Source organism: Frigoribacterium sp. AC512, from assembly GCF_979258295.1.
Map to the genome: position 1 here is coordinate 3,317,099 of NZ_OZ409850.1, position 17,292 is coordinate 3,334,390.

Sequence of the window (17,292 nt, forward strand, 5' to 3'; positions counted from 1 at the left end):
GGGTGCGGTGTCACCAGTTCGAGACAAGGGAGTTCTCCAGTCGGGCGGCCAGGGTGCCGCAGACGCGGTCCAGGTCGGCATCGGTGAGGGTGGAGCCGCTCGGCAGGGCGAGCCCGGTCTCGAAGAGGCGGTCGGAGACCCCCGTGACGAAGGAGCGGCAGGAGGCATAGGCCGGTTGACGGTGCATGGGCTTCCACAGGGCTCGAGACTCGATGTCGGCGAGCTCGAGAACGGCGCCGAGCTCGGCGGCCGAGCAGCCGGTGCGTGCCTCGTCGACGGTGATGCAGGTCAGCCAGCAGTTGTCGGAGCTGTCGTCGCCGCCGTCGAGGACCTCGATGCCGTCCACGCCGGCGAAGAACTGCCGGTAGCGACCTCGGACCTCGCGTCGGCGTGCGTTCATCGTGTCGAGGCGCGTGAGCTGTGCCCGTCCGAGTGCGGCAGCGACGTTGCTCAACTTGTAGTTGAAGCCGACCTCGTGGTGCTCGTAGTGGGCGACGGGTTGACGAGCCTGGTTGGACAGGCGCCGCGCCGTCTCGGCGATCTCGGCGTCGTCCGTGACGAGCATGCCGCCCCCTGACGTCGTCATGACCTTGTTGCCGTTGAACGAGAAGGCGGACGCCGCCCCGAGCGAGCCGACGGGTCGTCCGTCGCTCGAGGCGCCGAGAGCCTCGGCGCTGTCGATCACGAGGGGGGCGCCCACCCGGTCGGCGACGGACCTGAGGGTCGCGTGGTCTGCCGCCTTGCCGTAGATGTCGACGGGCAGGACTGCGCCGACGCGCTCGCCGGAACGGACGAGGTCGTCGACGGCTTCGGACAACAGGACGGGACACAGGTTGCCCGTCAGGGGATCGACGTCGACGAGGACTGGCCGTGCCCCCGCGTGGAGGACGGCGTTGACGGTTGCCGCGAACGTGAAGGTCGACGTCGGGACGACGTCTCCGGGGCGGACTCCGACGGCGAGCAGCGCCAGGTGGAGGGCCGCAGTGCCCGAGGCGAGGGCGACACCGTGCGCGACGCCGACACGGTCGGCGACCTCGCGTTCGAACGCGTCGACCTCGGGTCCGAGGGGAGCGACCCAGCCGGAGCGCAGGGCTCGGAGCACGGCGGTCTCCTCGAGGAGTCCCACGTCGGGGACGGACAAGTTGATGCGGCTCATTGGCGGGTCTCCACGGGGACGGGCGGGTGGGGTGCTCGCGACGACGCCGACGGACGTCGGCGGGCAGACGAGACGATGTCTGGTGCAGATGATGTAAAATGTTACACCTGTATTTGAGAAAGGGGAAGCCCTGTGGATGGTCTCGGGGGGGGGGGGGGGGGGCGACGGTCTGACGTGGATCTTCACTGGTATTCCAGCATGCAGTGTCGTATTCTAATGTCACATTCGTGAAAGGTCTTGAAAGGACATGATGAACCCGGAGCCACACTTCATGACCGAGGCCTCCGCCGACGTCGACTCGTCGACGACCAGGCAGGAACCCATGAGGATCACCGTCATCGGCCTAGGCAAGATCGGCCTCCCCCTAGCGGTGCAGTACGCCTCCTCCGGCCACGAGGTCACCGGGGTCGACCTGTCACGCCGCGTCGTCGACCTCGTCAACGACGGCGCCGAGCCGTTCCCCGGAGAGCACGATCTCGCACGCCGTCTCGGCGAGCTGGTCCCGACCGGCGCCCTCCGGGCGACGACCGACTACACGGACGCAGTGCCGGGGGCCGATGTCGTGGTCGTCGTCGTGCCGCTGTTCGTCGACGACGAGGCTCGGCCCGACTTCGGCTGGATGGACGCGGCGACCGACTCGCTGGCCGCCTCGCTGACGCGGGGAACGCTCGTCGCCTATGAGACGACTCTGCCCGTCGGCACGACCCGTGGGCGGTGGGCGCCTCGGCTCGAAGCCGGCAGCGGCCTGACGCAGGGCGTCGACTTCGACGTGGTGTTCTCTCCGGAACGGGTGCTCACAGGACGGGTGTTCAGCGATCTGCGGCGTTACCCCAAGTTGGTCGGCGGCCTCTCCGAACACGGCACCCGCCGAGCTGTCGCTTTCTACGAGAGCGCGCTCCAGTTCGACGAACGACCCGACCTCGCCCGGCCGAACGGCGTCTGGGACCTCGGCTCGGCCGAGGCCGCCGAGATGGCGAAGCTGGCGGAGACCACCTACCGAGACGTGAACATCGGTCTGGCCAACGAGTTCGCGCGCTACGCCGAGACCGTCGGCGTCGACGTCGGCGCCGTCATCGACGCCTGCAACTCGCAGCCGTACAGCCACATCCACCAGCCCGGCATCGCCGTGGGCGGGCACTGCATCCCGGTCTATCCCCGCCTGTACCTGTGGAACGACCCGCAGGCGGACATCGTCCGCGCGGCACGCGACCGGAACGCCGCCATGCCGAGGCACTCCGTCGAGCTGCTTCGCCGAGTGCACGGCGACCTGGAGGGCGAGACCGTCGCCGTGCTCGGAGCGGCCTACCGTGGCGGCGTCAAGGAGACGGCGTTCTCGGGAGTCTCCGAGACGGTGCGGGCGTTGACCGACGCCGGTGCGCGCGTCGTCGTGCACGACCCCCTGTACGACGACGCCGAGCTCGAGGGGCTCGGGTTCGTCGCCCATCGACGAGGCGAGCCTGCCACTGCGGTCGTGGTGCAGGCGGACCATGCCGAGTACCGAGGGTGGAGCGACTCAGACGTGCCGGGCGTGCGTTCGGTCCTCGACGGGCGGCGGTGCGTCGACCCGGCGGCCTGGCCGTCCTGTGTCGTCGCGTCCATCGGTGACGGGACCGTGTCGGCCCTGGCGGAGGGGCAGGCACCGAGACCGTGAACGCCACGCTCGCGAGCTCGGCTGCACGGCGGGCGGCAGCAGCCCTGCGTCGTCACGCCGGTCGGCCCGCCGCGCGGGTCGTCACCGGGAGCATCGTCGGCCAGGGGCTCGTCGTGGCGGCCTCGCCGGTGATCACGCGTCTCTACGGTCCAGCCGACCTGGGGGCCCTCGCGGTGGTGACCGCCCTGTCCAGCGTCGTGGGCGCCGTCGCTCCCCTCGGGTGGGACCGCGCGATCGTCGTGCCGAGAGGGGAGACAGCAGCACGCCTCCTGGTGGCCAGTGCTCTCGTCTCCGTCCTCGTCCTGTCGACGGCCGCGACCGTCGTCGCCTTCCTGTGCCGCGAGCAGCTCGCCGACCTCACCGGCACGCAGGTGCTCGCCGACGCGTGGTGGGTGTGCCCCGTCACCGTCGCGCTCGTGGCGACGCAACGAGTCGTCACCGCATGGGCCGCGCGGCGGCGCGACTATCGAGGTCTGGCCAGGCGCAACGTCCTCCAGGGCGTCGGCCAGGTCGTCTGCAACCTCTCCCTCGCCCCGCTCGGGGGCTCGCTGGGCCTCGTGCTCGGGGTCGCCGCCGGGCGCCTCGCCGCGCTCGGCGGCGCCGCGGCCGGGCGGGGGCGGTCGCGTCGCGCGGCGCCTGTGCTGCGGCGCAGCGCGATGCGAGCCGTCATCGTCCGGTACCGCCGGTTCCCCCTGGTCAGCACGTGGTCGAGCCTGGTCAACGTGGCCGGACAGCAAGCTCCGATCGTGCTCCTGGCGGCGGCCCACGGGTCTGCCACGCTGGGCGGGGTCGCTCTGACGCTGCGGGTGCTCGGCGCTCCTGTCGGCATGGTCGCGGACGCGGTCGGGCTGCAGGTCGAGGGGCAGCTCGGCGCGCTGGTGCGTGCCCGCCAGGGCGACCTCCGTGGCAGCGTCCGTCGAGCGGTGGCGCGCCTCACCGTGGTGGCCGTCGTGGTGGCGGTCCTCGTGGCTGCCGTCGCTCCCTCCGTGTTCCCGGTCGTGTTCGGCGGAGCGTGGGCAGGCTCGGGTGCCGTCGCCTCGATCATGGTGCCCGCCTTCGCCGCGCAGGTCGTGGTGTCGCCCTTCTCCCGCCTCCTGCCGCTCCTCGAACGGCAGGGCACGCAGCTCGCCTGGGATCTGGGCCGGTTCGCCGCGACTGCCGGCGCGATCGTCGTCACGGGCCTGGCGGGCACCGACCTGGTCGTGTCGCTCGCCGCCTGGTCCGGGGCCTCGCTGCTCAGCTACGCCGTGTTGCTGCTCCTGGTCGATCGTGCCGTGACCCGGCACACGGCAGACTGGCCTGCATGAGCATCTGGGTGAAGATCTGCGGCCTCTCGACGCCGACGACGGTGGAGGCGGCTGTCAGGGCCGGGGCCGATGCGGTCGGGTTCGTCCTCGCACCGGGCGGTCCGCGCACGGTCGACGCCGAGACGGCTCGGGACCTCGCCGCCTCCGTGGGCGATCGCGTCGAGACGGTCGGCGTGTTCCGCGACCAGCCGACGGAGGAGGTGCTCGAGCTGGCCCGCACTGCGGGCGTCTCGACCGTGCAGCTGCACGGCAGCGAGTCGCCGGCCGACGTCGCCGCCGTGCGAGCCGCGGGGTTCCGCGTGATCCGTGCGGTCGACGCGGCCGCCCATGCCGACGAGGGCGACGAGCGCCGGGCGGCGTTCCGAGAGGACGCCTTGCTGCTCGACGCCGCCGTCCCCGGGGCCGGGGCCACGTTCGACGTCGCTCACGTGCTCGCCGCGCCCCCGCGCGGCGACTGGTTGCTCGCCGGCGGGCTGACCCCCGCCAACGTCGCGGGTCGCGTCGCGGCGCTGCGGGCCGCCGGGGCCCGCGTGGTCGGCGTCGACGTCAGCTCCGGCGTGGAGTCGTCACGGGGCGTCAAGAGCGTCGAGCTCATCGACGCGTTCGTCGCGGCCGCCCGGCGCTGACGCGGACGCCCGGCGCTGACGCGGACGCCGACGGCGCGGCCGCTCAGAGCGCGGCGATCGCCACCGCGATGTCGTCGACGAGCGCGTCGACGTGGGCTTCGGTGGTGTCGAACGAGCACATCAGACGCACCTCGCCCGACGCCCGGTCCCAGTCGTAGAAGTGGTGCACCGCACGGATCGGCTCGACGACCGCCCTCGGCAGCACCACGAAGACGCCGTTCGCCTCGACCGGCTGCGTCACGGTGACGCCGTCCAGCCCGGCGAGTCCGTCACGCAGCCGCCTGGCCATGGCGTTGGCCCGCGAAGCCGAACGGAGCCACAGGTCGCCTTCGAGCAGGGCGACGAACTGCGCCGAGATGAAACGCATCTTGGACGGCAGCTGGGCGTCCATCTTGCGCAGGTAGGTGATGCCCTCCTCGGCCTCCGGCGAGAAGGCGACGATCGACTCGCCGAGGACGAGGCCGTTCTTCGTGCCGCCGAACGACACGCTGTCGACGCCGGCGTCCCGCGTCAGCTCGCGCAGCGACGCGCCGGTCGAGGCAGCCGCGTTCGCGAGGCGCGCGCCGTCGAGGTGCACCCGCATGCCGAGCGCGTGGGCGTGGTCGCTGATCGCGCGCAGTTCGTCCCGTGTGTAGACCGTGCCGAGCTCGGTGCTCTGCGTGATCGAGACGGCCAGCGGCTGCGGTCGCTGCTGGTCGCCCCAGCCGTGGGCCTGCCGGTCGATCAGCTCGGGAGTGAGCTTGCCGTCGGGCGTGGTCACGGTGAGGAGCTTGAGGCCGCCCATCCGCTCGGGTGCGCCTCCCTCGTCGGTGTAGATGTGCGCCGTCGCGGCGCAGATGACGGCGCCCCAGCGCGGAGTGAGAGCTTGTAGGGCGGCCACGTTGGCCCCGGTGCCGGTCAGCACGGGGTGGATGGTGGCACCCTCGCCGAACGTCTCGACGGCGAGCTCGGAGAGCCGGGCCGTGTAGGGGTCAGCTCCGTACGACGCGACGTGGCCGCCGTTCGCGTCGGCGACGGCCGCGATGACCTCGGGGTGCGCCCCCGCGTAGTTGTCGGAGGCGAACGTGTGGGCCGAGGCGTCGTGCAGGGAGGTCACCCGACCATCCTGCCCCAGCGGAGGCGGTGGGCCCCGCGACAGGCGTCGGGCAGGATGGGCACATGGGCGGAGTGCTGATCGGGTTCGGGATCATCGGGGTGATCATCGCCGCCGGCTGGGTGGTCGGACGCATCGACCTGCTCGGCCCGACCGGTCACCAGGTGCTCTCGCGCCTCGTCTTCTTCGTCCTCACGCCCTGCCTGCTCTTCTCCACGATCTCGCGGGCCGACGTGCACGTGCTGTTCTCGGACCTCCTCGTGGTGTCGGCCCTCGCCTCCCTCGCCGCCGCCGTGATCTCGGTGGTGCTGCTGAGGTTCGTCCTGCGTCGCTCGGCGGCGGAGACGACCATGGGCACGATGGGCGGCGCCTACGTCAACGCCAACAACATCGGCCTGCCGGTCGCGACCTACGTGCTCGGCAGCGCGACCTTCGTCGCCCCCGTGCTGCTCTACCAGCTGCTCGTCATCACACCGATCGTGCTGACGGTGATGGACACGGTCACGAACCGGGGCAGCAGCGTGGGGCGCGCCGTCGCGCGGCCCCTGCTCAACCCCCTGTTGATCGGCTCGGCGCTCGGGGTCCTGGTCGCCGTGCTCGAGATCGAGATCCCCGACCCCGTCATGCAGCCGCTCCTGCTCGTCGGCGGCGCGGCCGTTCCGGTCGTCCTGATCTCGTTCGGGATGTCGCTCTCGGGCTCGAAGCCGCTGCAAGCACGCGAGGGCCGGGCCGACATCGCGATAGCCACGGCCCTCAAGCTCGTCGTCATGCCCGTCGTCGCCTGGTCGCTCGGCGCCTTCGTCTTCGACCTCGGGCACGACCAGCTCTTCGTCGCGGTCGTCCTGGCCGGGCTGCCGAGCGCGCAGAACGTCTTCAACTACGCGCAGCGCTACCAGACCGGCGTCGTGGTCGCCCGCGACACGGTGCTCGTGACGACGATCGGGTCGGTGCCCCTGCTGGTGCTGGTCGCGGCGCTGCTCAAGTAGGCGGCGCCTCCTCGGCAGGCAGGTCGCCTCAGAAGATCATCGGGCGGTCGTCGTCGAGCTCGGTGTCGAGCTCGAGGTCGACCACGACGGGGACGTGGTCGCTCGGGGCGTCGCCCTTGCGCTCGTCGCGGTGGATCGACGCGTCCGTCACGAGGTCCGCGAACGGCTGCGACCCCATGATGAAGTCGATGCGCATGCCCTCGTTCTTGGGGAAACGCAGCTGCTTGTAGTCCCAGTAGGTGTAGCCCTCGGGCAGACGCGGGCGCACGACGTCGGTCAGGCCGACCCGCTCGAAGGCGGCGAACGCGTCGCGCTCGGGCTGGCTGACGTGGGTGTGGCCCTCGAAGACCGAGACGTCCCACACGTCGGTGTCGAGCGGGGCGACGTTCCAGTCGCCCATCAGCGCGAGCGGCTGGTCGGGCCGCTCGGCGATCCAGGCCTCCGTCTCGGCGGCGAGGGCGGCGAGCCAGTCGAGCTTGTAGTCGTAGTGGGGGTCGCCCAGCTCACGGCCGTTCGGCACGTAGAGCGACCAGAGGCGGACGCCCTCGACGGTGACGCCGATCGCGCGAGCCTCCTTCGGCTGGTCGGGCCCCTCCTGCCCCTTGGCGAAGCCGGGCTGGGTGGGGAACGTGATCGTCACGTCGTCCATCGGCAGGCGGCTCGCGAAGGCGACGCCGTTCCACTGGCTGAGGCCGTGCAGCTCGACCTCGTAGCCGGCCTCGCGGAACGCGTCGAACGGGAACTGCTCGGGCTTGCACTTGATCTCCTGCAGGCCGACGACGTCGACGTCCTCACGGACGAGCCAGTCGACGACCCGGCCGACTCGGGCACGGACGGAGTTGACGTTCCAGGTCGCGACGCGCATGCCGTCCACGCTACCGGCAGGAGGCGCACCCGGCCTGGGCGGAGCCTCCTGCCCTACCATTGGTCACCGTGACCGACGCACGCACGCAGCTCATCGACTACATCCGCTCCGAGGCCGTCTTCCACGGCGACTTCACGCTCACGAGCGGCAAGAAGGCGAGCTACTACATCGACCTGCGGAAGGTCAGCCTCGACCACCGCGTCGCCCCCCTGATCGGACAGGTCATGGTCGACCTCATCGCCGAGGTGCCCGACGTGTTCGCCGTGGGCGGCCTGACGATGGGAGCCGACCCGATCGCCTCCGCCGTGCTGCACCAGGGCGTGGCGATGGGGCGCGACTACGACGCCTTCGTCGTCCGCAAGGAGCCCAAGGACCACGGTCGCGGCAAGCAGGTCGAGGGCCCCGACCTCGAGGGCAAGCGGGTGGTCGTCCTCGAGGACACCTCCACCACCGGGGGCTCGCCCCTGGCCGCCGCGAAGGCGCTGGAGGCGGTGGGCGCGGAGATCGCGGCCGTCGCCGTCGTCGTCGACCGCAGCACCGGCGCCCGCGAGGTCATCGAGGCCGCCGGCTACCCCTACTACGCGGCCATCGGGCTGGACGACCTCGGGCTGCAGCCGTGAACGACGCGCGCGACGGCCGCGGGTCTGACGACGAGGAGACGGGCCGGGAGCCGGCTGACGACACGTCGGGGCTCGACGCGGGCGACTGGCTCGCGGCGCAGTTCGCCGACGACGACGCGGTCGAGGCCCGCCCGGTCGACGACGACGGCCTGGCGGAGGGCGGCCAGGTCGAGGGCGGCCCGCGCGACGACGGCGTGTCGGCAGAGGACCGCTCGGTCGAGGCAGACACTGCCGACGACGGCGTGGCCGAGCCCGGCCTCCGGACGGCGGCGACGCCGATCTCGGCCGAGACCGTCCGCTCCGCGCCGTTCACCGTGCCGCCCGCCCCCACCGCCGAGTCCGAGGTCGTGAAGAGCTCGGGCCACCCGATGGCGCTCGACCTCTCGGCGCTCGCCGGGACGGTGCCGCCTCCCTCGCCGTCCGAGCCGACGCCGTCCGGTGAGCCGACGCCGTCCGGTGAGCCGACGCCGTCCGCTGAGCAGACGCCGTCCGCTGAGTCGACGCCGTCCGCCGAGGGGGCCGTCGAGCACGAGGGCGTCCCCGACGCGGACGAGACCGTCCGGTCGGAGGCCGTCGCGCCTCCTCGCTACGAGGTCCCGCCGGCGGTCGCGCCGCGTCCTGTGCCGGTGCCGCCCGCCGCGGTGCCGCCCGCCGCGGTGCCGCCCGCCGACCCGTCGGCCGCGGGGGCCGGCGACGAGCCCGACACCTCGGACGGCGCCTCGGTCGAGGAATCCGAGGCCGGCCCCGCGCCGCGGGACGAGCCCGGCCCCTTCACCGCCCTGATCACGCCCGCCGTCGCGCCGCAGCCCGTCTTCCCGTCGTCCTTCGACTGGAGCACCCCGGCGGCGTCCGACGACCGGGCCGAGGGCCCGAGCCCGGACGGAGGGTCCCGGGACGACGTCGACCTGCCGCCCGCCGCGGGCGAGGACGCCGAGGAGGCGCCCGTCCCGTCGACCGACGCGGCCGACGACGCGCAGACGCGTGCGTTCGACCTCCCGGCTGCCGCGGTCCCTGCTGCGGCTGCTGCGCCTGATCTGTCTGCGGGCCCGGACGCGTCCGCGCCGGAGCCCGCAGTCGACCTGGTCGAGCCCGACTCCGAGTCCTCAGTCGAGCAGCCCGAGTCCGAGCCCTCGATCGAGCAGACCGAGCCCGCCGCCGAGCTGACGGGCGAGCCTGAGTCCGCGATCGAGCAGGCAGAGCCCGCCGCCGAGCTGACGGGCGAGCCTGAGTCCGCGATCGAGCAGGCAGAGCCCGGGTCCGAGCTGACGGGCGAGCCTGAGTCCGCGATCGAGCAGACCGAGCCCGCGACCGAGTTCGCCTCGGAGCCCGAGCTCGAGCTCGAGCTCGAGCCCGAGCCCGAGCCCGAGCCCGAGCCGGGCACGGCCGAGTCCGCGCCCGCGGAGCCCTGGTGGATCGCCGAGCACCACGAGATGACCCGGCGAGAGCGCCGCGAGGCCGAGGCTGCCGGCGTCGTCGTGCCGCCCGCGGTGGCGGCGTCCCCGGATGCTGCGGCTGCGGCCGCCGCCGCTGACGACGAGAGCGCTGCCGGGGCCCCCGCCGCACCTCCTGCCGGCCTGCCCTTCGCCGCGCCGTCGGGAGCCGCGTCAGCGCCGTCGGCCGACGAGCCGGAGCCCACGTTCACCGAGCTGCTGGGCATCGTGCGACCGTCGGGCGACGCGAGCGAGTCACTGGAGGACACCCCCGGTGACCCCGCGGCCGACGCGGGACGCAGCGACCTCGTCGATCCGGGCCCGCTGCCGTCGGGCGGGTCCTGGGCGCTGAGCGACGAGCTGCCCGTCGAGGACGCCTCGACCACCGCCGCCGAGGGCGACGAGCTCGTGGGCCCGGCCCGGGACGACGAGCCGCTCGACCTCGACGACCCGTTCGCCGTGCTCCAGGTCGAGGCCGAGGAGGACGCCCCGGACGCGGCCACGGCGGCGCTGCCCCTCGCGGGCGCAGGTCTCGCGGGCGCAGGCCTGGCGGGCGCCGGGGCGACGGAGGCCGCCGCCGCGGCCGTGACCCCGCCGACCGCCGCCGGGGAGCGCCCTCGCTCGGTGCCGCACACCGACGCCGACCTGCCCGGGCTGAGCGTCGAGGCAGGGTCGCGGTCCGCGCCGGCCTCCTCCTCCTCGGGCTCCTCGCCCCTCGTCCCGCGCGGTGGCCCGTCCGCTCCGTCGGCGCCGTCCAGAGCTGTGGCGGCGTCGTCCGCGGAAGGACCCGGGGGCGGCATCGCGTCGTGGTCCCGTGGCCGCAAGGTGCTGCTCGGCGTCGCCGCGGCGCTCGTGATCGTGCTCGCGCTCGTCGCGTTGTTCGTGCTCAGCAGGTCGCTCTTCTCCGGGGCGCCGCAGCCGAGCGAGGCCCCCGCCGCGGCCGTGGCCGCCCGGACCGTGACCGCCGCGCCCGCGGAGCTCCCGCAGGAGGCGGCGGCCGGCCCGCTCTCGACGGGCACGCACCCGTGGAGCGACCTGCAGGGCGGCGAGTGCTTCTCGGCCTTCGAGAACGCGTGGCAGCAGGACTACGAGGTCGTCGACTGCGGGCAGCCGCACGTCGCCCAGCTGGCCTCGATCGGGGCGCTCGACGCGGACCCGGCCGCGGCGTACCCGGGCAGCGATGCGCTGCAGTCGCAGATGTCCGTGCTCTGCACCGGGGCGAGCGCGCTCGACCTCGCCGCCGCCTCGACCTGGGCCGACGCGCAGTTCAGCGCGAGTTGGCCGTCGACCGACGCGGAGTGGGCCGCCGGGGTCCGCTCGTACTGGTGCTTCGTCGACCGCGCGAGCGGCGAGCCGATGACGACCAGCGTCGCGCCGGCCGCGGCCTAGAGCTCGCTCGGCACCACGTCGGTCTCGAGCGGCTCGGCGCGGACCAGCTCGTGCACGCCGCTGAGCACCTCGTTGGGGCGGAACGGGTAGCGGTCGATCTCGGCCTGGTCGCTGATCCCCGTCATGACCAAGATCGTGTGCAGTCCCGCCTCGATGCCGGCGACCACGTCGGTGTCCATCCGGTCGCCGATCATCGCGGTGTTCTCGCTGTGCGCGCCGATGCGGTTCATCGCCGAGCGGAACATCATCGGGTTCGGCTTGCCGACGACGTAGGGCTGCTTGTTGGTCGCCGCCGTGATCATCGCGGCGATGGCGCCGGTGGCCGGCATGGGGCCGTCCGCGCTCGGCCCGGTCGTGTCGGGGTTGGTGACGATGAAGCGCGCTCCGCCGAGGATCAGCCGTACCGCCTTCGTGATCGCGTCGAACGAGTAGTTGCGGGTCTCGCCGACGACGACGTAGTCGGGGTCGGTCTCGGTCATGATGAAGCCGGCCTCGTGCAGGGCCGTCGTCATCCCGGCCTCGCCGATCACGAACGCCGAGCCGCCCGGCATCTGCGAGCGGCAGAAGTCGGCCGTGGCGAGTGCGCTCGTCCAGATGCGCTCCTCGGGCACGTGCAGGCCCGAGGCGCGGAGCCGCGCGCTCAGGTCACGCGGCGTGAAGATCGAGTTGTTCGTGAGCACGAGGTACGGGGTGCCCTCGTCCTGCCACTGCTGGATCAGCGCCGCGGCGCCGGGCAGGGCCTGGTTCTCGTGCACCAGCACGCCGTCCATGTCGGTCAACCAGCATTCGACGTCGTCGCGAGTTCCCATGCGGGCAGCTTACTGAGCGTCCGCGGACATCCGGAGGTGCGGGTCGTCGGGCCACCCGACACCAGGAGGCGCGGTCGGGCAGCGCCTTCGCCCTACGCTGGCGGTCGTGCCCCACGACGACCAGCCCGACGCGACCGCCGAGCCCCCGACCCACGGGGTCGGCCCGTGGCCGGGCGGAGAGGCCTCCTGGCCCGACGGCGACCGCTGGGATCACGAGCTGCTCCGCGACGGCGACCGCCGCAACGTCGTCGACCGCTACCGCTACTGGACCCTCGAGGCGATCGTCGCCGATCTCGACCAGCAACGGAACCCGTTCCACGTCGCCATCGAGAACTGGCAGCACGACATGAACATCGGGTCGATCGTGCGCAGCGCCAACGCGTTCGCCGCCGACACCGTGCACATCGTCGGCAGGAGGCGGTGGAACAAGCGGGGCGCGATGGTCACCGATCGCTACCAGCACGTGCTGCACCACCCCGACGTCGCGACGTTCGTGGCGTGGGCCCGTGAACAGCGCCTCCTCGTGGTCGCGGTGGACAACGTCGAGGGATCGGTGCCGCTCGAGACGCTCGCGTTGCCGGAACGGTGCGTGCTCCTGTTCGGGCAGGAGGGGCCCGGGCTGAGCCCGGAGTCGCTGGAGGCGGCCGACGTGGTGGTCGAGATCTCGCAGTTCGGCTCGACGCGCAGCATCAACGCGTCGGCTGCCGGGGCGATCGTGATGCACGAGTGGATCCGTCAGCACCGCTTCTGAGCGGGGGTCAGCGCGGACCGGCGGCCCGGTGCAGGTAACCGGCGACCGTGTCGACGGCGACGGTGATCTGTGCGATCGCCGTCGCGTACGCCTTGTCGTCGCGGCCGTAGGGGTCGGCGACGTCGTCGTCGTCGGGGGACCGGGGCGGAACGACGGAGCCGCGCTCGGCGAGGGCGAACCCGATCGCCGTCCGCAGGCGGCCGACAGGGTCGGCTGCTGCGGCGTTCGCCTCGGCTGCCAGGTCGGAGCCGCGCTGCTCGATGACGCGCGCGAACTGCAGCAGGGTCATCGCCTTCCGGCCGCTGCGGGGCACGAGGGCGGCGGCGGCGGCGCGGTGCTCGCGCGCGAGACCGAGCACGAGGTCGGGCGCGCGGAGCATCTCGCCGCCGAGCTGGCGCGCCGCGTGCGTCGGGTCGAGCCCCCGCGCGGTCGCGCCGAGGGTCATCTGCGCCGGCAGCGCTGCTCCGACGACCGCCCGCGTGCCGGCGCTGGAGACGACGACCGGGAGATCGGCGAGCCGATCTCGCAGCAGGATCTCGGCGAGGGGCGAACGGCAGATGTTGCCGGTGCAGACCGTGATGATCTCGATGACATCGGCCTGGGCGGAGTCGGAGAGCTGCATGGTCCTCATCTCGGGGGTGCTGGCGCCTGGCACGACAGTCGGTGCGACGGTCTCGGAGAGCCCGCCCACCGGGTGCCGTTCGAACCTAACATGTCACGTCCGAGCCGAGGGGGGACTCGATCGGTACGCGCCCCGGGCCCGCCGCGACGTCCGTCGGCCCTCACCGCCCCCGGTGCGTGGGCAGGGACCGGCGCAGCGCCTCCTCGTAGGCGTCGCACACCGACTGCCAGCTGTACGACTCCTCGGCGCGCCGCAGCGCCGCCTCCCGCAGTCGCTGCTGCTCGGCCGGGTCGTCGAGCAGGGCGACCATCGCGTCGGCGATGGCGTCGGACTCCGGCGGCACGAAGAGGCCCGAGTCGGCGAGCACCTCGCGGTTGTAGACGGTGTCGCGCGCCACGACGGGTGCCCCGGTGAACATCGCCTGCACCAGGGCCGGGTTCGTGCCGCCCACGCTGTGGCCGTGGAAGTACGCGCCGGCGTGCTGCCAGAGCGCGAACAGGCGGTCGTCGTCGCTGACGTGGCCGAGCCAGCGCACGCGGTCGTTCTCGGCCGCGAGGTCCCGCACGAGGTCGTCGAGCTCGCCGCCGTAGCCCGTCGACCCGACGATCACGACGTCGTGGCGCTCGGCGATGCGGCGGGCGGCCTCGACGAACTCGACGATCGAGTTCTCGGGCACGAACCGCGCGACGACGAGGGCGTAGCTGCCGTGCGTCAGCCCGGGCTCGACGGGCAGCTCGCGCACGGGGTCGCCGCCGTAGGGGATGAACGTTCCCTCGACGCGGAACTCCTCGCGCCAGCGGCGCACGATCTCGACCGCGTCGCAGACGATCGTCGTGCCGAACCGTGCGGAGGCGCGGGCTCCGAGCTTGAAGACGGTCTTGGCCGCCGTGCCCCACTTGGCCCGCTCCCACTCGATCCCGTCGACGTTGATCAGCACCGGGATGCCGCGCAGCCGGAGCAGCGGCAGCCAGAAGCCGTTCGCGACGTTCATCACGAGGGCGGCGTCAGGCCGGCGGCGGACGGCGTCGAGCACGGCGGTGAGGCCGTAGCTGAGGGTGCTGAACGACTTGCTCTCGACGCCGCGGGTGAGCCGCGACGTCACACGCCGGTCGCGCGTCGGGTCGTCGTCCCGCAGGGCGCCGTGGCGGCCGTAGACCGTGACGTCCCAGCCGGCGTCGACGAGGGCGGGCGCGATGCGCCGCACGGCCGTCTCGAAGCCGCCGTAGTAGCTCGGGTAGCCGCGCGTGCCGATCACGGCCACGGAGGGCCTGCGGCCGTCGGGGGCCGCACCGTCGAGGGCACCGGAGGAGGGGCGAGGGCGAGGCGACATGGACGTCCGTTCCGAGAGGGGGCGCGCGGCGCACCACGGTACCGCAGCGCCGCCCGCCGGCTGTCCGCGAGGCTGCCCGCGTCGCTGCCCGGGCGCGAGAGGATGGGGACATGCCCTCCACGAACCTCCTCGGCGTTCCCGAGACCCTCCTGCCCGCCGACCCCGCCGTGACGGCCGACCTCGAGACGCTCTCGCTCGCCGACGTCGTGGTCGCCCACCCGACGTCGTCGCTCGCCTGGGCCCTGCTCAGCGACGAGGCCTCCGCGCGGGGCGCCGACCTCGAGGCCTACGCCTACGCGCGGGTCGGCTACCACCGCGGCCTCGACGCGCTGCGCGGAGCAGGCTGGCGCGGACAGGGGCCGGTCCCGTGGTCGCACGAGCCGAACCGCGGGGTGCTGCGCTCGCTCTTCGCCCTGCGTCGCGGAGCCGCCGCGATCGGCGAGACCGCCGAGGTCGAGCGGCTCGGCACGTTCCTGGCCGACGCCGACCCCGCAGCTGCCCCGGCGATGGAGGCCGAGGAGGCGGGCCGGCGCTGACGGCGCCCCCTGCGCCTCCCGGCCCCGCGCCTCAGCCGATCAGCGACGGCCGCAGGTCGCGCAGCGTCCGCTGCCGCGTCATCCGCGCCGTCGCGAGCAGCGACACGAGCAGCGCGCCGAGCATCCAGAGCGCGAGCACGCCCGCGTCGGTCCACGCCGTCGCCGTGCTGCCGCCGTACATCAGCTGGCGCAGCCCGTCGGTCGCGTAGCTCATCGGCAGCACGAAGTGCAGCGCGGCGAGCGGCCCGGGCAGCGTCTGCCACGGGAACGTCCCGCCGGCGGTCACGAGCTGCACGACCATGAGCACCAGCCCCAGGAACTGCCCGACGCTGCCGAGCAGCACGTTGAGCATCATGATGATCGCCGCGAAGGTGACGCTCGCGAGCGCCATGAGGCCGAGCATCCCCCAGGTGTGCACGACCTCGAAGCCGAGCGCCCCGCGCACGATCGCGAACAGGGCGACCATCTGCAGCACGCCGAGCAGCGCGGGCGTCAGCCAGCCGGCCGCGACGACCCGCACGGGCGCCTTCACCGCGGTGATGGCCCGCTTCGACACGGGCTTCACGATCAAGAAGAGCGCGTAGATGCCGATCCACGCCGCGAGGCTGATGAAGAACGGGGCGAGCCCCGCGCCGTAGGTGCCGGCGCTCGTGAGCGGCTGGTCGTCGACCCTCACGGGGTCGCTGATCGCGGAGGCCTGGTCGTCGCGGCTCTGCTCGGTGCTGGCGGGGATCTCGCCGAGGCCGCTCTGCAGCCCGTCGCGCAGCTGCACGGCGCCGTCGTCGAGCGTCACGAGCCCGTCGCGCAGGCTGACCGTGCCGGTGCTGAGCGTGCCCAGCCCGGTCGACAGCGAGGCCGCCCCCGTCTCGAGCGTGCCGAGGCCCGACGACAACGAGGAGGCGCCCGAGGCAGCGCCCTGCGCTCCCGTCGCCAGCGTGTCGGCCCCGGCGGCCGCGTCGGAGATGCCGCTCGTCAGGGCCGGGGTCGCCGCGGCCAGCGCCGCCGCGCCGGCGGAGACCTGGTCGGCGCCCGTCGCGAGCGCCCCGACCTGGCCGTTAAGCTGCTGCACCTGCGTGTTCGCGTCGGCCAGCCCGTCGGTGACGGGAGCGAAGTACGAGGCGACCTCGGTCGCCGAGGCGACCGCCTCCTCCTGCGTCTGGCCCTGGGAGACGAAGAGCGCGACCAGCTGTCGTCCGATCGCGGCCTGGGTCTCGGGGGCGGCGTCGGCGGCCGTCTGGCTGGCCGTCGCGGCCTGCCCGACGGCCGTCGCGAGCTGCCGGTTGCCGTCGGCGACCTGCGCCGCGCCGTCCGCGAGCTGCTGCGTGCTGGCGGGCAGGCCGGTCGTCTGGTCGCGCAGCTCGTCGAGCCCGGTCGAGAGGGTCGACGCGCCGGTCGCCAGCTGGGAGGTGCCGGTCGCGAGCGAGCGCGCGCCCGTCGCCGCGGTGGTCGCGCCCGTCGACAGCTGGTCGGCTCCCGACGACGCGTCGGCCGCCCCGGCCACGAGCTGGTCGGCGCCCGACACGGCGGAGTCCGCGCCGCTGACGAGCTGCGACGCCCCGTCGGCGGCGCTGCCGAGGTCCGTCCGGATGTCGGCGAGGCCGACGAGCAAGGTGGACGCCGCCTCCTTGCCGACCTTCTCGGCCACCGACGCGCGGATCGTCTTGCCGGCCTGCCCCGCGATCGTCGTCGCCAGGTAGCTGTTCGTGTCGTTCGTCGCGAGGACGATCTGCGCGCGCCGCGGGTCGTCCGAGCTGGCCGAGGTCAGGTCGGCGCTGAAGTCGCGGGGGATCGTGAAGGTGAAGTCGTAGGTGCCGTCGCGCAGCCCGGCCGCCGCGTCGGCCGACGAGACCGTCTGCCAGTCGAAGTCCCCGCCGTCGACGACCTCGTCGGTCACCTGGTCGCCGTAGTTCGTCGCGGTGCCGTCGACGACGGAGCCCTGGTCCTCGTTGACGAGCGCCGCGGGCACCTGGTCGAGGTTCGCGTACGGGTCCTGGTTGGCCCAGAGGTAGAGGCCGCCGTAGAGCAGCGGCACGGTCATCAGGGCGACGAGGGCGAGGCGTGCGAGCCCGGTGGAGGTCAGCCGCTGCAGCTCGGCTCGGACGATGGCGATGATCTTCACGG

15 protein-coding genes are annotated in these 17,292 nt (G+C 73.3%); 8 read left to right on the forward strand and 7 right to left on the reverse strand.

Annotated features, from left to right (window positions below; translation table 11 throughout):
- Positions 1-10: 10 nt before the first annotated feature.
- A complete protein-coding gene (locus ACZZ97_RS15330; protein WP_314102295.1) occupies positions 11-1,156 on the reverse strand; it encodes a DegT/DnrJ/EryC1/StrS family aminotransferase in 1,146 nt (381 codons plus the stop codon).
- A gap of 322 nt (positions 1,157-1,478) precedes the next feature.
- On the opposite strand from ACZZ97_RS15330, the gene ACZZ97_RS15335 reads away from it, so the two are divergent.
- From ACZZ97_RS15335 to ACZZ97_RS15345, 3 genes are read left to right on the forward strand one after another with little or no spacing between them, the layout of a single operon-like run.
- On the forward strand, positions 1,479-2,807 hold the full coding sequence (locus ACZZ97_RS15335; RefSeq protein ID WP_463473817.1) for a nucleotide sugar dehydrogenase: 1,329 nt from the start codon (positions 1,479-1,481) through the stop codon (positions 2,805-2,807).
- Positions 2,804-4,114 carry a lipopolysaccharide biosynthesis protein gene (locus ACZZ97_RS15340; RefSeq protein ID WP_463473709.1) on the forward strand — a complete coding sequence of 437 codons (1,311 nt, stop codon included), beginning with the start codon at positions 2,804-2,806 and terminating at the stop codon, positions 4,112-4,114. Before ACZZ97_RS15335 ends, ACZZ97_RS15340 begins: the two co-directional genes overlap by 4 nt.
- Positions 4,111-4,740, forward strand: coding sequence for a phosphoribosylanthranilate isomerase (locus ACZZ97_RS15345; RefSeq protein WP_463473710.1), 630 nt, complete (start codon positions 4,111-4,113; stop codon positions 4,738-4,740). Before ACZZ97_RS15340 ends, ACZZ97_RS15345 begins: the two co-directional genes overlap by 4 nt.
- 43 nt (positions 4,741-4,783) lie before the next feature.
- On the opposite strand, the gene ACZZ97_RS15350 is transcribed toward ACZZ97_RS15345, so the two are convergent.
- Positions 4,784-5,836, reverse strand: coding sequence for a threonine aldolase family protein (locus ACZZ97_RS15350; RefSeq protein WP_463473711.1), 1,053 nt, complete (start codon positions 5,834-5,836; stop codon positions 4,784-4,786).
- A gap of 62 nt (positions 5,837-5,898) precedes the next feature.
- Here ACZZ97_RS15350 and ACZZ97_RS15355 point away from each other — a divergent pair, with 62 nt between their 5' ends.
- Positions 5,899-6,819 carry an AEC family transporter gene (locus tag ACZZ97_RS15355; RefSeq protein ID WP_314103992.1) on the forward strand — a complete coding sequence of 307 codons (921 nt, stop codon included), beginning with the start codon at positions 5,899-5,901 and terminating at the stop codon, positions 6,817-6,819.
- A 28-nt stretch (positions 6,820-6,847) separates the two neighbouring features.
- Here the strand turns inward: ACZZ97_RS15355 and ACZZ97_RS15360 are convergent, their stop codons facing one another.
- The gene (locus tag ACZZ97_RS15360) at positions 6,848-7,684 is read right to left on the reverse strand and encodes an exodeoxyribonuclease III (protein WP_123548606.1); all 837 of its coding nucleotides are present in this window, start codon (positions 7,682-7,684) and stop codon (positions 6,848-6,850) included.
- Between the two features lie 68 nt (positions 7,685-7,752).
- Here ACZZ97_RS15360 and pyrE point away from each other — a divergent pair, with 68 nt between their 5' ends.
- Both pyrE and ACZZ97_RS15370 read left to right on the forward strand, forming a co-directional pair.
- The gene (pyrE, locus tag ACZZ97_RS15365; RefSeq protein WP_463473712.1) at positions 7,753-8,304 is read left to right on the forward strand and encodes an orotate phosphoribosyltransferase; all 552 of its coding nucleotides are present in this window, start codon (positions 7,753-7,755) and stop codon (positions 8,302-8,304) included.
- Positions 8,301-11,123 carry a septum formation family protein gene (locus ACZZ97_RS15370; protein WP_463473713.1) on the forward strand — a complete coding sequence of 941 codons (2,823 nt, stop codon included), beginning with the start codon at positions 8,301-8,303 and terminating at the stop codon, positions 11,121-11,123. The genes pyrE and ACZZ97_RS15370 overlap by 4 nt, the downstream gene beginning before the upstream one ends.
- Here ACZZ97_RS15370 and ACZZ97_RS15375 read toward each other — a convergent pair.
- A complete protein-coding gene (locus tag ACZZ97_RS15375) occupies positions 11,120-11,932 on the reverse strand; it encodes an HAD-IIA family hydrolase (RefSeq protein ID WP_463473714.1) in 813 nt (270 codons plus the stop codon). The two genes, ACZZ97_RS15370 and ACZZ97_RS15375, sit on opposite strands and share 4 nt — an antisense overlap.
- Before the next feature lie 106 nt (positions 11,933-12,038).
- On the opposite strand from ACZZ97_RS15375, the gene ACZZ97_RS15380 reads away from it, so the two are divergent.
- Positions 12,039-12,683 (forward strand): TrmH family RNA methyltransferase, encoded by a 645-nt coding sequence (locus ACZZ97_RS15380; RefSeq protein ID WP_463473715.1) that lies wholly within the window; start codon positions 12,039-12,041, stop codon positions 12,681-12,683.
- Between the two features lie 7 nt (positions 12,684-12,690).
- Here ACZZ97_RS15380 and ACZZ97_RS15385 read toward each other — a convergent pair whose 3' ends face one another.
- Both ACZZ97_RS15385 and ACZZ97_RS15390 read right to left on the reverse strand, forming a co-directional pair.
- Positions 12,691-13,305, reverse strand: coding sequence for an arsenate reductase/protein-tyrosine-phosphatase family protein (locus tag ACZZ97_RS15385; protein ID WP_463473716.1), 615 nt, complete (start codon positions 13,303-13,305; stop codon positions 12,691-12,693).
- A gap of 160 nt (positions 13,306-13,465) precedes the next feature.
- Positions 13,466-14,635 (reverse strand): glycosyltransferase, encoded by a 1,170-nt coding sequence (locus ACZZ97_RS15390; protein ID WP_463473717.1) that lies wholly within the window; start codon positions 14,633-14,635, stop codon positions 13,466-13,468.
- Between the two features lie 110 nt (positions 14,636-14,745).
- Between ACZZ97_RS15390 and ACZZ97_RS15395 the strand changes: the two genes are divergently transcribed.
- On the forward strand, positions 14,746-15,171 hold the full coding sequence (locus tag ACZZ97_RS15395) for a DUF3151 domain-containing protein (protein WP_463473718.1): 426 nt from the start codon (positions 14,746-14,748) through the stop codon (positions 15,169-15,171).
- Between the two features lie 31 nt (positions 15,172-15,202).
- Here the strand turns inward: ACZZ97_RS15395 and ACZZ97_RS15400 are convergent, their stop codons facing one another.
- Complete coding sequence (locus ACZZ97_RS15400; RefSeq protein WP_463473719.1) at positions 15,203-17,290, reverse strand: YhgE/Pip family protein; 2,088 nt, start codon at positions 17,288-17,290, stop codon at positions 15,203-15,205.
- Between the last annotated feature and the right edge of the window lie 2 nt (positions 17,291-17,292).

Excerpts from the sequence above, each read along its gene's own strand:
- ACZZ97_RS15330 (WP_314102295.1), bottom strand. The coding sequence starts at position 1,156 with ATGAGCCGCATCAACTTGTCCGTCCCCGACGTGGGACTCCTCGAGGAG.
- ACZZ97_RS15335 (WP_463473817.1), top strand. The coding sequence starts at position 1,479 with ATGAGGATCACCGTCATCGGCCTAGGCAAGATCGGCCTCCCCCTAGCG.
- ACZZ97_RS15345 (WP_463473710.1), top strand. The coding sequence starts at position 4,111 with ATGAGCATCTGGGTGAAGATCTGCGGCCTCTCGACGCCGACGACGGTG.
- ACZZ97_RS15355 (WP_314103992.1), top strand. The coding sequence starts at position 5,899 with ATGGGCGGAGTGCTGATCGGGTTCGGGATCATCGGGGTGATCATCGCC.
- ACZZ97_RS15360 (WP_123548606.1), bottom strand. The coding sequence starts at position 7,684 with ATGCGCGTCGCGACCTGGAACGTCAACTCCGTCCGTGCCCGAGTCGGC.
- ACZZ97_RS15375 (WP_463473714.1), bottom strand. The coding sequence starts at position 11,932 with ATGGGAACTCGCGACGACGTCGAATGCTGGTTGACCGACATGGACGGC.
- ACZZ97_RS15385 (WP_463473716.1), bottom strand. The coding sequence starts at position 13,305 with ATGCAGCTCTCCGACTCCGCCCAGGCCGATGTCATCGAGATCATCACG.
- ACZZ97_RS15390 (WP_463473717.1), bottom strand. The coding sequence starts at position 14,635 with ATGTCGCCTCGCCCTCGCCCCTCCTCCGGTGCCCTCGACGGTGCGGCC.
- ACZZ97_RS15395 (WP_463473718.1), top strand. The coding sequence starts at position 14,746 with ATGCCCTCCACGAACCTCCTCGGCGTTCCCGAGACCCTCCTGCCCGCC.